Origin of the sequence: Tahibacter amnicola (genome assembly GCF_025398735.1) — a bacterium.
GTDB classification, from domain to species: Bacteria; Pseudomonadota; Gammaproteobacteria; order Xanthomonadales; family Rhodanobacteraceae; genus Tahibacter; species Tahibacter amnicola.
In genome coordinates, this window is the sequence record NZ_CP104694.1 from 1,619,270 (window position 1) to 1,633,397 (window position 14,128).

Below are 14,128 nucleotides of genomic sequence, written 5' to 3' on the forward strand. Positions count from 1 at the left end.
GCGGATTTGGACCGTATCAGGCGACTGGCCGCGCGCCGAACAGTGCGGAACCGACACGGACCATGGTCGCGCCTTCGGCGATGGCGAGGTCGAAATCCTCGCTCATCCCCATGGACAGGGTATCGATGCCCGGGTGGGCACGGCGCAGCTCCTCGAACAGCCCGGCCATCCGGGCAAAGGCCGCGCGGCGGCGTTCGCGTTCGGGCAAGGGCGCGGGGATCGCCATCAGGCCGCGCAGGCGCAACCGTGGCGCCGCGGCGATCGTTGCGGCCAGGCCGGCGACCGCCGCGGGCGCGCAGCCGGACTTGCTCGTCTCGTCGTCGATATTCACCTGGATCAGGACATTGAGGGGCGGCCTGTCCGCGGGGCGCCAGCGGTCGAGCAGGCCCACGAGCTTTTCCCGGTCCAGGGTCTGCAGCCAGTCGAAATGGGCCGCCACTTCCCGGCACTTGTTTGACTGCAGAGGGCCGATCAGGTGCCACTCCAGGGCAAGGTCCGCCAGCTCCGCCTGCTTGGCCAGGGCTTCCTGGACGTAGTTCTCGCCGAAGGCGCGCTGGCCCAGCGCGGCCAGTGCGCGAACCGCGGCAGCGGGCTGGGTTTTGCTGACCGCCACCAGCCGGACGGCGCCGCCATGGGTGGCCGCTGCAGCTCTGATTCGATCGTTGACAGCAGTAAAGGCTTTTTCCGAGGAGTTCATCGCAATCACGTGCGCCGGCGGAATTTTGCCGAGCTATACTCGGCCGCAACCGCACCGGACGGCTTGGTCGCCACGTTGGGAACCGCGGATTCTGCCCGGTTGAGGAGCCGGATCCTAGCGCCCGGTGCGCCGCGATCCGGCTCCCCATCGGGTAGCGGCCACGGCAGGAAGCACCCCTTCCGGGATTTGCCCACACCTCATCGGGGAGAAGCGCATGGATATCGCCGAGCTGCTGGCGTTTTCGGTCAAGAACAAAGCGTCAGACTTGCACCTGTCGGCGGGCCTGCCGCCGATGATCCGCGTCGACGGCGACGTTCGCCGCATCAATATTCCGGCACTGGATCACAAACAGATCCACTCGCTGATCTACGACATCATGTCGGACAAGCAGCGCCGCGATTATGAAGAATTCCTCGAGTGCGACTTCTCGTTCGAGATCCCGGGGCTGGCGCGCTTCCGTGTCAACGCGTTCAACCAGAACCGGGGCGCGGGCGCGGTGTTCCGTACCATTCCCTCGGAAGTGCTCACCCTGGAAGATCTCGGCTGCCCGAAGATTTTCAAGGAACTGATCCAGCAGCCGCAGGGGCTGATCCTCGTCACCGGTCCGACCGGTTCGGGCAAGTCGACCACCCTCGCGGCGATGGTCGACCACGTCAACAAGAACGAATACGCGCACATCCTCACGGTCGAGGATCCGATCGAATTCGTGCACACCTCGCAGAAGTGCCTGATCAACCAGCGCGAGGTGCACCGCGATACGCATGGCTTCAACGAAGCCCTGCGCGCCGCCTTGCGTGAAGACCCGGACTACATCCTCGTCGGCGAAATGCGCGATATCGAAACCATCCGCCTGGCGCTGACCGCGGCGGAAACCGGACACCTGGTGTTTGCCACGCTGCACACCTCGTCGGCGGCCAAGACCGTGGACCGCATCATCGACGTGTTCCCGGCCGGCGAAAAGCCGATGGTCCGGTCGATGTTGTCCGAGTCGCTGCGCGCGGTGATCTCGCAGTCGCTCATGAAGAAAGTCGGCGGTGGCCGTATTGCGGCGCACGAGATCATGGTCGGCATCCCTGCCATCCGAAACCTGATCCGCGAGGACAAGGTGGCGCAGATGTATTCGTCCATCCAGACCGGTGCCCAGTATGGCATGCAGACCTTGGACCAGTGCCTGCTCGATCTCGTGAAACGCGGACTGGTTACGCGACAGCAGGCCATCGGTTATGCGAAGAACAAGGAAGTCTTCAAGTAACCGGCGGCAGGTTCCGTTCCGGCGGGCCCGGCAGGGCCTGGCCGGCCGGCGTCGGACGGCGGGCTCGGGTATCGCTTAATGGGTCGGCGACGGGAAATCGACGGTACGGGATGTGCATCCCGCTCCACGATGCTCCGCGAAGGCTCGGGAGAAACACATGAGTAGCGTTGATTTCACCTCGTTCCTGAAACTGATGGTCCACAAGAAGGCTTCGGACCTTTTCATCACGGCCGGCGTGCCGCCCTCAATGAAGGTGCACGGCCGGATCAGCCCGATCACGCAGAACCCGCTGACGCCGCAGCAATCGCGCGACATGGTGCTCAACGTCATGACGCCCTCGCAGCGCGAGGAGTTCGAAAAGACGCGCGAGTGCCAGTTCGCGATCAGCGTGACCGGCGTGGGCCGCTTCCGTGTGTCGTGCTTTTACCAGCGCAACTGCGTGGGCATGGTGCTGCGCCGCATCGAGACCAAGATCCCCACGGTCGATGAACTCAGCCTGCCGCCGGTGATCAAGACGCTGGCGATGACCAAGCGCGGCATCATCATCTTCGTCGGCGCGACGGGTACCGGTAAATCGACCTCGCTGGCGGCGATGATCGGCTATCGCAACCAGAACTCGACCGGCCACATCATCACCATCGAAGACCCGATCGAATACGTGCATAAGCACGAGGGCTGCATCATCACGCAGCGCGAGCTGGGCATCGACACCGAAACCTGGGAAAACGCGCTCAAGAACACGCTGCGCCAGGCGCCGGACGTCATCATGATCGGCGAAGTGCGCACGCGTGAAACGATGGAACACGCGATCAACTTCTCGGAAACCGGCCATCTGTGCCTGTGTACCTTGCATGCCAACAATGCCAACCAGGCGCTGGATCGCATCATCCACTTCTTTGCCGAAGACCGCCGCGAACAGCTGTTCATGGACCTGTCCCTGAATCTCAAGGGCATCGTGGCGCAGCAGCTCATCCCGACACCGGACGGCAAGGCTCGCCGCGTCGCGATGGAAGTGCTGCTCGGCACGCCGCTGGTGCAGGACTACGTCCGCAAGGGCGAGGTGCACAAGCTCAAGGACGTCATGAAGGAATCGACGAACCTGGGCATGCGCACGTTCGACCAGAGTCTGTTCGAGCTCTACCAGGCCGGCGAAATCAGTTACGAGGACGCCTTGCGTCACGCCGACTCGGCCAACGAAGTGCGCCTGCGCATCAAGCTCGCCCAGGGTGGCGATGCCCATACCCTGAGCCAGGGTCTGGACGGCGTGGAGCTGATGGAAAGCTGATCGTTGCGAATCAAAGGCAGGGTGCCGGATCCATGGCGACCATTCGATTGTTCGATACGGAGGATGGCCGCGAACTGGGCCGGATCGACGATACGCAGCTTGCCTTCCTGATCGATGCGTTCGAGGAAGAATCCAGTACTGACCAGGATTACTTCCTCGATCGCGATTCGATCGACTATCTTGAAGAACGCGGCGCCGACGCCGGACTCCTGGGCGTGCTGCGTGCGGCGCTGGGGAACCGCGAGGAAATCGATTTCCGCTGGCAGCGCGACGACTGACGTCGCGCTGCCTGTCGTTGCGGTCTGCGGCGATCAGTTCGTGGTGATCGTCTCGACGAACTCGATGCCGTTGGGTCGGGCGGTGAACTGGAAATCCACCGATTTGATCCAGCGGGCATAGAAGTCGAACAGCTTCTTCTGGTCTTCCAGATCCTGCTGCTGCTCGTTGCTCATGACGCCACGCAGCGTATCGAACATCGCGCCGAACTGGCCGTAGAGAGAGCCGTTGAAGCTGCTGCGCAGGAACACCGCGTCGGTACTGGGCGCAGCGCCGAGGTAGGCCGTGAGGTCCGCGTTCTCGCCGGGGCCGACGGAAACGGCGACCGCCTTGTCGTTGGCCACCGCAAATACCGGCTGCAGATTCGGCGGCAGCGTCGCGCCGGGAACTTCGACCGGCTTGCCGTCGGTAGCGAGCTTGACGTCCTTGAGGAAAGGCAGGCTCATCTGCGCCATGGCCAGGGCCGAAGCCGGATTGCTCAGGCTGACCAGGATCTTGCCCGAACCTTCGGGGCTCTTGCCCGGCTCCATCGTGAACTTGCTCATCGTGACACGCGCGCCGAGGAAATCGCTGAGCGGCGGCGGAATCGTCGTGTCGAGCTTCTGCTGCATGTCGGCGAACGAGGTATTGAGCGAGGCCAGGTTTTTGCAGGCGTAGGGCTTGGCGGTGACCGCCTTGGCCTGCTTGAGCCAGAACTCCTTGTGCTTGAGCACCGGCAACGCAATGGACATGTCGAACAGGCCCTGCGACGGTGCAGCGGTGCCCGGCGCCGAGCCGACGGTCTTCACCAGGTCGGCGGCCAGGGTCTGTTCCAGCTCAAGCGTCATGGCCACTGCCATGCGCTTGGGCGCCATTTCCGTGTAGCCGGCGACCAGGCGCGGGAATTTACGGGCGATATCCAGGTATTCCGTGCGGCAGGTGGCATCGATGGCGGCAGTCGGTGCGCCCAGGGCGGTCAGGAACTCCCGGTGTGGACCGGCCGCTTCGCTGGTGGCGAGGTCCACGATGCGCACGACGTCCATGTAGCCCGAGCTGAATGAAGTGTATTTGTTCGCGCTGTTGATTTTTTCCAGTGCGGACGGATCGAGGCTCTTCTCCGGCGGCGTGATGCCGAGCAGGCGCTTGCGCAGATCTTCACTGGCTTCTTTCGGCGCGATGGTGACCACCAGCTGGTTGCCCATGATGGCGGCGATGCCGACCAGCTTGTCGCTGCCGAAGACCCAGTATTCCTGGTCACCGATTTTGGCGGTCGGCAGCTTGGCGCCGGCTTTGCCCTCGACGCGGGCGACCGTGGCGCGCAGGGCCTCGGCGCTGGCCAGTTCGACGCGGGCGACCGGCACCAGACCGACACCGTAGACGGCCGCGCGGACACTGCCCTTGAAGCCCAGCTCATTGAGCGTGCCGGCGGTGGCGTGCGTCTTGATCTCTTCCAGCACGGCCCGGGCGGCCTTGCGTTCGGTTTCCGGCATGGTGTCGGCGCGGTCGAGCATGCGCTCGTACATGCCGAAGGACAGCGGCCAGATCTCTTTCATGGCTTTCTGCCATTCGTCGATCACCGGCTGGGGCATGGGCTCCAGGTTGGCAAAGACGTACGGTGTGTCGGCTGGCACGAAGGCCAGCGGCTGCGACGGATCCGACTTCTTGCCGCAGGCGGAAAGGGCAAGAACCACGGCGAGCGGCAGGATCTTGCGAAACGAAACGGACATGGTGATCCCCGGTTTTGATGGGTGGACGCGCCACGGGCAGAGGGACCCGTCCGCATCCGCATGATTCCGGCCGGTCTGCCCCCAGGCATGCCGGCCGGTCGGAACAAAGATACGTATTCCAGGCGATATTTCATTCACACCAGGCGGCTGGTCGCAAGACGTCCGGCGCCGCTGAGCGGAAGTCAGGTGCCGGACAACAGCTCCGCCAGTACCGCCATACGGATAAACACGCCGTTGCTGACCTGCTGCAGAATGCGCGACTGGGCACCGTCGGCGACGGCGGAAGCGATCTCCACTTCCCGGTTGATCGGGCCCGGATGCATCACGAGGCACTCCGGATGCGCCAGACGCAGGCGCCGGGCGTCCAGCCCATAGCGTGCGAAGTAGGCCTGCTCCGACGGTACATGGGCCGCTGTCATCCGTTCCTTCTGAAGACGTAGCATGATGACCGCGTCCGCACCGGTGACCGCATCGTCGAAGTCGTCCATCAGGCGGCAGCCGGGCAGTTCGTGCGTCGGCGGAAGGAGATTGGCCGGCGCGCAGATGCGTAGCTCCCCGATTCCCAGCGCCCGCAGGACATGAATATCCGAGCGCGCCACGCGGGAATGCAGCACGTCACCGCAGATGGTCACGCACAGATTGGCAAAATCCGGCCGATGCGAACGCAGGGTGTAAGCATCGAGCAGTCCTTGCGTCGGGTGCGCGTTGTTTCCGTCGCCGGCGTTGATCACGACTGCGTGCGTGCGCACGTGCCGGGCCAGGAACTCCGCGGTGCCGTTTTCCTTGTGACGCACCACGAAGCCGTCGCAGTTCATCGCTTCGAGCGTGTGGAGCGTGTCGATGAGGATCTCGCCCTTGACGGTCGACGAGTTGGCGATGTCGAAATTGATGACATCGGCGCCCATTCGCTGGGCCGCCAGGTCGAAGGAGGTGCGGGTGCGCGTCGAGGGCTCGAAAAACAGATTGACGACCGTGTGGCCGTGCAGGGTGTCCCAGCTGCGCTGGCCGGCCCGCCAGCCTTCGCGGAGCGCGTCGGCGCGGGCGAACAGGCGTTGGATGATGTCGACGGGCAACTGGTCGAGCGTGATCAGGTGGCGCAGACGCTGTTGTGCGGTGAGCTGTACGGCGGTCATGGTTGGTTGGCGAGCCAGTTTTCGGTAATCACTTCAGCCGCCACGGCGTCGATCACCGCGGCGTGTTTGCGTTTGGCGGTGCCGCTGGCGCGCCGGTCGGCGAAGCGCCTGGCGGCCTCGACCGAACTCATGCGTTCATCCACCAGATGCAGCGGCAGCCCGTAGCGCTTCTCCAGCTGCTGCGCGAAGGCGCGGGCATTGCGGCTGGCTTTCTGTTCTTCGCCGTCCAGGGTCAGCGGCAGGCCCACGAGCAGTGCATCCGGCTTCCAGTCGGACAGCCAGGCCTCGATTCGCGGCCAGTCCGGACCCTGCGGCCCGTTGTTCACGATGCCCAGGGGGCGGGCGCTGCGGGTTAATCGGTTTCCCAGTGCCACGCCGATCAGGCGTGTCCCGAAATCAAATCCCACCACGTTCACGCCGGCTGCCCCCACGCGCCGACGCCGGACCTATGCATGGCCGGCGTAGTCGGTCATCTGTGCCATGTTGCTCACACCGAGCAGGGCGGCGGCAGCCTCCCAGCGGGAATCGATCGGCGTTTCGAACAGCAGGCGTTCCTGGGCCGGAACGGTCAGCCACGCGTTCTCGCGCAGTTCCTGTTCCAGCTGCCCTGGGCTCCAGCCGGCGTAACCCAGCGCGACGATGGCCTGGTCAGGCCCCTGTCCGGAAGCCATGGCGATGAGGATGTCGCGCGAGGTGGTGACCGAGATGCGGTCGGAAATGCGAAAGGACGATTCCCAGTTGCCGCCCGGCACGTGCAGCACGAAGCCGCGCTCGGGCTGTACCGGACCACCGATCAGGACAGGCGCGTCGTTAATCTCGGCGATGTCCGAGGTCAGGTTCATCTGAGCAAGCACATCGCCGAGGCGGTATTCGGAAAGGCGATTGACCATCAGGCCCATCGCGCCTTCTTCGTTGTGCTGGCAGAGGAAGGTGACGCCGCGCGCGAAATTCGGATCGCGCATCGCCGGCATGGCGATGAGAAGTTGGTTAGAAAGCGTCGCGAGCTGGCGCATGGCGCGATTGTAGCGGGTAAGTGCGCCCGTGAGGGAACTGGCGCGCGCGGAAGGGCCCGTGCGGCCATCCGCCGCCGTCGGTCCGTTGGCGGCGGGGGGTGTGGCGGGTGGCCTAGCGATTGCGCAACACGTCGCCGGGCAGGAACTGCCAGGTGCGCGTGATGTAGAGCTCGTCGATGTCTTCCTTGGTGTTCGGGATCGGCGGAAACGGGGACGCAAGCTGGACGATGCGCTGCACGGCGTCGTCGAGCACCTTGTGGCCGGAGCCCTGGATCACGTCCATCCGATTGACCGTGCCATCCCGGTTGAGCGTGACGGTAAGTACGACATCGCCGTGGAGCTGCTGGCGGCGCGCCTCGTCCGGGTAATTGAGGTTGCCGATGCGCTCGATGCGGGCCACCCAGCCGGCCATGTACGAGGCAAATTCGTACTCTTTGGTATTGGCAGATATGAACTTCTTTTTCGGACGCTTGGCGTACTTCTCCGCCTCGCGCTGGTATTCCCTGGCCAGCTGCGCCGCCTCCATGCTGCGCTCCACCAGTTCGCGTGCAATCGGCTGCGGAACGGCCGGCGTTTCGGGCGATTCCTTTGACGTGGTGACCGCGAACTCGCCTTCCTTCTGGGTCAACAGCTCGCTGGGCGTGGGCGGTGTCGCCTGCGGCGCTCCGGCGTCCAGGGGTTTGGGTGCGACGCCGGGCGTGGGCTTGGGCAGGGCGCTGGAAAGCGGGTCGGCGGGTCTGCGCGCTTCGTCGCGATCGCCGCCGCCGGCATTGTTCTTCTGGGCGAGGAAATCTGCCTTGACGGGTTTCTCGGCATTGGCCGCCTGCAGCAGGATCACATCCAGCGTGGGCAGGCGCGACGCCGGCTCGGCGAAGGAGAAGGTCACCCCCAGGATGATCACCGCATGGGCGATCAGCGAGAACAGGAGCGTGACGCCGAACCGGTCGGCCGAGGAGACATGGCTGGGAGTGCTCACGCGAGTTTGCTTTCGAGACAGTCGAACAGAGACCCGGCGATGTTAAGGCCGAATTGGGCGTCCAGCTCACGCGCACAGGTCGGGGATGTGACGTTGATCTCGGTCAGCCAGTCGCCGATGACGTCCAGCCCGACGAATACCATGCCGCGCCGCTTCAGCTCGGGTCCGACCTGGGCGGCAATCCAGCGGTCGCGATCGGACAGGGGGACGCCTTCGCCGCGCCCGCCCGCGGCCAGGTTGCCGCGGAAATCGTCCCCCTGCGGGATGCGCGCGAGGGCGTAGGGCACGGGTTCGCCGTCCACCATGAGGATGCGCTTGTCGCCGGCGCTGATCTCGGGGATGAACTTCTGCGCCAGCGCGAACTGGCGGCCATTGACCGTGAGGGTTTCCAGGATCGAATTGAGGTTCGGATCACCCCGGTGCGACCGGAAAATGCCCCGGCCGCCCATGCCGTCCAGCGGTTTGAGCACCACTTCGCCGTGCTCGGCGACGAACCGGCGCAGTTCGGCCGAGTCGCGGGCGACCAGGGTCGGCGCGACGCACAGGGGGAATTGCAGGGTGAAGAGCTTCTCGTTGGCGTCGCGCAGGCCGCGCGGGTCGTTGGCGACCAGCACGCCTTCGCGCTGGGCGAGCTCAAGCACCATGGTGTCGTAGAGGAACTGGGCGTCGACCGGCGGATCCTTGCGCGCCAGGACCAGCTGGACGCTTTTCAGATCGAGCCACTCGGCCGGGCCGAGCTCGAACCAGTCGCTGGAGCTGTCCCGGACGACCAGGGGGGCGAGCCGGGCCCAGGCACTGCCGTTGCGGATCGCCAGGTCGCCATGGGTACAGTATCGGAGCTGCCAGCCGCGACGCTGGGCCTCAAGAAGCAAGGCCAAGGTCGTGTCTTTCTTGGGCTTGATCGTGGCGATGGGGTCCATCAACACGGCAAGGGTGCGAGCGGCCATGCCTGGCGTTTCCTGTTGTTCGGTTTGTGGCCGCGTCGCTGCACGGCATGTCTAAAGCCGATCTATACTAGCACCGACCTGCTGCCGGACGGGTACGAAGGGTGTCCCGAATCGAGGGGGTTCCGGAACGTTGGCAGCTACTTACGCCATTAACTTGACAGCTTTGCTGATGACCGGTTAAACAACCATTAAAGCCATGCTCCCGGTGCCTGAAGTGTGCTGCGGCGGGGGCGACAACCGGCGTCGCAGCAGGAAGTGGCAAGACTCGTGCATGGGGATCTCCCCGTGCCACAGACCAGGTGGCTGGAGGGTACGTGGAAGACGCGACGAAACAGGGCAGCCTAAGCGGGATGAAAGTCATGGTCATCGACGATTCGAAGACCATTCGACGCACCGCGGAAACACTGCTGAAGAAAGAAGGCGCCGATGTCGTCACCGCGACCGACGGTTTCGAGGCTTTGGCAAAGATTTCCGACCACCAGCCGCACATCATCTTTGTCGACATCATGATGCCGCGCCTGGACGGTTACCAGACTTGTGCCCTGATCAAGAACAATCAGATGTTCAAGGCGACGCCAGTGATCATGCTGTCGTCGAAAGACGGATTGTTCGACAAGGCGCGTGGGCGCATTGTCGGATCGGAACAGTATTTGACCAAACCATTCACCCGTGAAGAGCTCCTGGGCGCAATCCGGCGACATGTGGATTTGAAAGCGTAGTCCTCGGATAGCTGATGGGGCCATGGCGTGAAAGGGGGAAGCGATGGCACACATTCTGATCATCGATGACTCGCCGACCGACGTACGCGTCTTCACGATGCTGTTGGAAAAGGCGGGGCATCGGGTCACCAGTGCAGTGAATGCCGAGGAAGGAATTGCAGCGGTCCGGCGGGAACGGCCGGACCTGGTCATCATGGATGTCATCATGCCCGGCATGAATGGCTTCCAGGCCACGCGCACGTTGAGCCGCGACGACGCGACGGCGCACATTCCGATACTTATCGTAACGACGAAATCCATGGAAACCGACCGGGTCTGGGGACTGCGCCAGGGGGCCAAGGATTTCGTAACCAAGCCGGTCGGGGAGAAAGAATTGCTCGCCCGCATCCAGAATCTGCTGCCGCGTTGAGCGTTTCCTCTATGTCCGTAATGTCCGATACGCTTCAACTGACTCCGTTCGAAGTGCTGGCCGACTACGAACGGCGCAGTCTCGCGCACATCGCGGGCATGCCCGAGGAAGTCGAGGCGTCCGGCCTGTGGCGCGGCATCGGCTTCCGGATCGGCACCCGCTACCTGGTCAGCAGCATCGCGGAAGTCAACGAAATCCTGACCTTTCCGCAGCTGACCGTGGTACCGGGCACGCGGCCGTGGCTACTGGGCGTGGCCAACGTGCGCGGTAACCTGGTTCCGGTGATTGATCTACGTAATTTCGTGGAAGGCGAACGCAGCCAGCTTGCGGATTCAACACGCGTGCTGATCATTCGCCAGCATGGCGGCAGCGTGGGGCTGCTGGTCGACGAGGTTCTGGGACAGCGCAACTTTTCCGACGAGCAGCGGGCCGAGGCGGAAGAAGAGTCCGATGCGCGTTACGGGCGGTTCGTCCCGGAACGCTATCAATTGGGTGAAGTGCTGTGGGGATTATTCAGCATGGCCGCCCTGGTCCGCACGCCGGAATTCCTTCAGGCAGCGGCATGATCCAGCGCGCTGGCCAGCGGTGGGCGCGGGACGTTCTCAAATTTGCGGGTGAGGTGAAGGCATGAGCACAACATCGGGGGCAGTCAAGGAACGTGCGTCAGGCACGAACACCTTGTTGATTATTCTTCTCCTGCTTGCCATCGGTGTGGCGGCAGTCGACTTCTTCTGGCTCAACAAGAAGAACGAGGACGACCGCCAGGCCGTTGCCCTCACCACCCAGATCCAGGTGTTGTCGCAGTCGATCGCGAAGTACGCGACCGAAGCGGCGGGCGGCAACATCGAGGCCTTCAAGGAGCTGGAGGCCACCCGCAACGTCATCGACCAGTACATCCAGAAGCTCGACAAGGGCGACAAGGATAAGGGGATGCCGGCCTACTCGACGGAACGCAACGTCGAGAAGCAGATCCAGGATCTCTCCAAGGCCTGGGCCCTGCTCAACACCAGTGCGACCAAGATTCTCGGCAACCGCGAACTCGTCCTGAGCTCCGCGGCGACGGCAACCGACTTCTCCGGCCAGATTCCGATCCTCAATTCGCGCATGGACGAGGTGGTCAACATCCTGACCAACCGCGGCGGTTCCACGCAGCAGGTGCTCATTTCGGCCCGCCAGATGCTGCTGGCCGACCGCATGATCCGACGCGTGCAGGAGATCCTCCAGGGTGGCCAGGGCGCGCAGTCTGCCGCCGACGGCTTCTCGCGTGACGCGCGCCTGTACGGCGCGGTGCTCAACGGACTGATCAACGGCAGCCCGGATTTCAACATCAAGGCCCTGGACAACCCCAACGGCAAGGAAATCCTCACCGACGTCTACGCCAAGTGGACCGGCATGGCCGATCCGGTGCAGAAGATCCTCGACGCCGCCTCCGGCCTGCAGGAAGTGAAGGAAGCGTCGGAAAACATCTTCCGCGAGTCGCAGACGCTGCTGCTGCGCGCCAACGACGTGGCCACCAAGATCGGCGAACTGGGCGGCCGCCGCCTGTTCCCGAATGTCTGGTGGGGCATTGGCGCGGCACTCATCGCCGGTATCCTCGCCCTGCTGCTCGTCGTCGCCCAGGTCCGCGACCAGCGCCGCCGCTACCAGATCACCGCCGAACTGAACCAGCGTAACCAGGAAGCCATTCTGCGACTCCTGGACGAAATGGGATCGCTGGCCGAAGGCGACCTCACCGTGAAGGCCACCGTGACCGAGGACATCACCGGCGCTATCGCCGACTCGGTGAACTTCGCGGTCGAAGCGCTGCGCTCCCTGGTGACCACCATTAACGAAACGGCCGTGCAGGTATCGGCCGCTGCCCAGGAAACCCAGGCGACCGCCATGCACCTGGCCGAAGCTGCGGAACACCAGGCGCAACAGATCACCTCCGCCTCGGCGGCCATCAACGAAATCGCCGTCTCGATCGACGAGGTGTCCAAGAACTCCGCCGAATCGGCCGACGTGGCCCAGCGCTCGGTGCAAATCGCGTCCAAGGGCGCGGCCATCGTGCGCCAGACGATTCAGGGCATGGACTCCATTCGCGACCAGATCCAGGAAACCTCGAAGCGAATCAAGCGACTGGGTGAGTCCTCGCAGGAAATCGGATCGATCGTCGAACTGATTAACGACATCGCGGAGCAGACGAACATTCTGGCCTTGAACGCCGCAATTCAGGCGGCCTCGGCCGGTGAAGCGGGCCGCGGCTTCGCGGTCGTTGCGGACGAAGTGCAGCGACTGGCCGAACGCGCGTCGAATGCGACGAAGCGAATTGAAACGCTGGTGCAGACGATTCAGTCCGACACGAACGAAGCGGTCAGCTCGATGGAGCAGACGACCGCGGAAGTGGTGGCCGGTGCCCGCCTGGCCGAGGACGCCGGTCTGGCCCTGGGCGAGATCGAAAAGGTGTCGAACGACCTTGCCGACCTGATTCAGAACATCTCCGAAGCGGCCCGCCAGCAGTCCGCTGCCGCCACCAACATCTCCGCCACCATGAACGTGATTCAGGAAATCACGACGCAGACGTCGCTCGGCGCGAGCCAGACGGCCGAGTCGATCGGAAACCTGGCCCAGCTCGCCGCGGACTTGCGCCGCTCGGTGGCGGACTTCAAGCTGCCGACCTGACAGACGCCGCAACCGAACGGTCCGTCATGGCAACTGTCGCCGGCAGCCCCAATTCCAACGCCCTCCGGCTTGTCAGGGGGCGAGCACTTTCCCGCCGATGCGGGGAAGTTCGATCCGCGATGCCGTACGACGATGGTACGTCGTGCGCTTTGCGCCTGAATGAGGTGAATTCGCGCGCATGGCCCTCGCGATTGGCAACTGGTCGGCGCTCAATGCCATGCAGGGCATGGACGACGCCGAATTCGCGCGCTGGGCAGACCTGCTCGAGCGGCGGACGGGCGTGGTTGTCCCGCCGGCGCGGAAAGCCTTTCTCGTTACGGCCGTGCGTGGGCGCATGCGTGAAACCGGGCAGACGCGCTTCGACGACTACTTCCGGGAGATCCACAAGATGCCCGAGGGGGCGATCGAGTGGATCACGCTGGTCGATCGTCTCACCGTGCACGAAACCCACTTCTTCCGTCATCCACCCTCGTTCGACCTGATTGCCAACGAATGGCTTCCGCGAATGGTGTCCAGTGGCAGCCAGACAGCGCTGCACGCCTGGAGCGTGGGTTGTGCGACGGGCGAGGAGGCGTACACGCTGGCCATGGTGCTGGATCGCCACATCAGTGCCGTGCGCGACGCGCGTGTGTACTTCGGCGTGACAGCCACCGATGTCAGCCAGCCGGCACTCGCCGTGGGACGGGCGGGGCTGTATCCGCGTTCCAAGTTCAATGAAATACCCGGCGATTACCGGTCCAGCTATGTCGACGAGATCGACGAGGACACCTTCGCCATCCGGGAGTCGCTGCGAAAGCGTGTCGGATTCGCGCAGTTCAACCTGCTCGATGTCGCGCGTGCACCGCTCAAGCGGCTCGATCTGATTTATTGCCAGAATGTACTGATTTATTTTGCTCGGGAGCGCCGGCGAGATCTGCTCAATTCGCTGGCGGGGCTGCTCAAACCCGGCGGAATGCTGGTTTTGGGGGCCGGCGAAGTCACCAGCTTCGCGCATCCTGCCCTGAGCCGCGTGCCGCACCGGCAGGCGCTCGCCTTCCTGCGCAACCGCTGAGAG

Annotated in this window: 15 protein-coding genes; 8 read left to right on the forward strand and 7 right to left on the reverse strand. The window is 64.0% G+C overall.

The features are described from left to right. Nucleotides 1-16: 16 nt before the first annotated feature. Nucleotides 17-697, reverse strand: a complete 681-nt coding sequence (locus N4264_RS06790) for a YggS family pyridoxal phosphate-dependent enzyme (RefSeq protein ID WP_261696305.1) — start codon at nt 695-697, stop codon at nt 17-19. A 214-nt stretch (nt 698-911) separates the two neighbouring features. Here N4264_RS06790 and N4264_RS06795 point away from each other — a divergent pair, with 214 nt between their 5' ends. The 3 genes from N4264_RS06795 (at nt 912) to N4264_RS06805 (ending at nt 3,512) form a co-directional block, all read left to right on the forward strand. Next, nucleotides 912-1,949 carry a type IV pilus twitching motility protein PilT gene (locus N4264_RS06795; protein ID WP_261696306.1) on the forward strand — a complete coding sequence of 346 codons (1,038 nt, stop codon included), beginning with the start codon at nt 912-914 and terminating at the stop codon, nt 1,947-1,949. A 157-nt stretch (nt 1,950-2,106) separates the two neighbouring features. Further along, nucleotides 2,107-3,234: a PilT/PilU family type 4a pilus ATPase gene (locus N4264_RS06800; RefSeq protein ID WP_261696307.1), complete on the forward strand. Its 1,128-nt coding sequence runs from the start codon at nt 2,107-2,109 to the stop codon at nt 3,232-3,234. 32 nt (nt 3,235-3,266) lie between these two features. Next, nucleotides 3,267-3,512, forward strand: coding sequence for a hypothetical protein (locus tag N4264_RS06805; protein WP_261696308.1), 246 nt, complete (start codon nt 3,267-3,269; stop codon nt 3,510-3,512). Nucleotides 3,513-3,545: 33 nt separating this feature from the next. Here N4264_RS06805 and N4264_RS06810 read toward each other — a convergent pair whose 3' ends face one another. The 6 genes from N4264_RS06810 to gshB all read right to left on the reverse strand — a co-directional run bounded on the left by N4264_RS06810 (nt 3,546) and on the right by gshB (nt 9,285). Next, complete coding sequence (locus N4264_RS06810) at nt 3,546-5,216, reverse strand: hypothetical protein (protein WP_261696309.1); 1,671 nt, start codon at nt 5,214-5,216, stop codon at nt 3,546-3,548. A gap of 182 nt (nt 5,217-5,398) precedes the next feature. After that, complete coding sequence (locus tag N4264_RS06815; protein ID WP_261696310.1) at nt 5,399-6,349, reverse strand: aspartate carbamoyltransferase catalytic subunit; 951 nt, start codon at nt 6,347-6,349, stop codon at nt 5,399-5,401. Next, nucleotides 6,346-6,780, reverse strand: a complete 435-nt coding sequence (gene ruvX / locus N4264_RS06820; RefSeq protein ID WP_261696311.1) for a Holliday junction resolvase RuvX — start codon at nt 6,778-6,780, stop codon at nt 6,346-6,348. The genes N4264_RS06815 and ruvX overlap by 4 nt, the downstream gene beginning before the upstream one ends. A 15-nt stretch (nt 6,781-6,795) precedes the next feature. Next, the gene (locus N4264_RS06825) at nt 6,796-7,362 is read right to left on the reverse strand and encodes a YqgE/AlgH family protein (protein ID WP_261696312.1); all 567 of its coding nucleotides are present in this window, start codon (nt 7,360-7,362) and stop codon (nt 6,796-6,798) included. A gap of 112 nt (nt 7,363-7,474) precedes the next feature. Then, entirely contained in the window at nt 7,475-8,338 is an 864-nt protein-coding gene (locus N4264_RS06830; protein WP_261696313.1) for an energy transducer TonB, read from the reverse strand. After that, nucleotides 8,335-9,285 carry a glutathione synthase gene (gene gshB / locus N4264_RS06835; protein WP_261696314.1) on the reverse strand — a complete coding sequence of 317 codons (951 nt, stop codon included), beginning with the start codon at nt 9,283-9,285 and terminating at the stop codon, nt 8,335-8,337. Before gshB ends, N4264_RS06830 begins: the two co-directional genes overlap by 4 nt. A gap of 350 nt (nt 9,286-9,635) precedes the next feature. Between gshB and pilG the strand changes: the two genes are divergently transcribed. The 5 genes from pilG (at nt 9,636) to N4264_RS06860 (ending at nt 14,125) form a co-directional block, all read left to right on the forward strand. Then, on the forward strand, nt 9,636-10,004 hold the full coding sequence (gene pilG, locus N4264_RS06840; RefSeq protein ID WP_261697585.1) for a twitching motility response regulator PilG: 369 nt from the start codon (nt 9,636-9,638) through the stop codon (nt 10,002-10,004). A gap of 43 nt (nt 10,005-10,047) precedes the next feature. Continuing rightward, a complete protein-coding gene (locus N4264_RS06845; protein ID WP_261696315.1) occupies nt 10,048-10,413 on the forward strand; it encodes a response regulator in 366 nt (121 codons plus the stop codon). Nucleotides 10,414-10,433: 20 nt separating this feature from the next. Continuing rightward, entirely contained in the window at nt 10,434-10,979 is a 546-nt protein-coding gene (locus tag N4264_RS06850) for a chemotaxis protein CheW (RefSeq protein ID WP_261696316.1), read from the forward strand. Nucleotides 10,980-11,040: 61 nt separating this feature from the next. Then, a complete protein-coding gene (locus tag N4264_RS06855; protein ID WP_261696317.1) occupies nt 11,041-13,074 on the forward strand; it encodes a methyl-accepting chemotaxis protein in 2,034 nt (677 codons plus the stop codon). A gap of 178 nt (nt 13,075-13,252) precedes the next feature. After that, nucleotides 13,253-14,125, forward strand: a complete 873-nt coding sequence (locus tag N4264_RS06860) for a CheR family methyltransferase (RefSeq protein ID WP_261696318.1) — start codon at nt 13,253-13,255, stop codon at nt 14,123-14,125. Nucleotides 14,126-14,128: the final 3 nt, after the last annotated feature.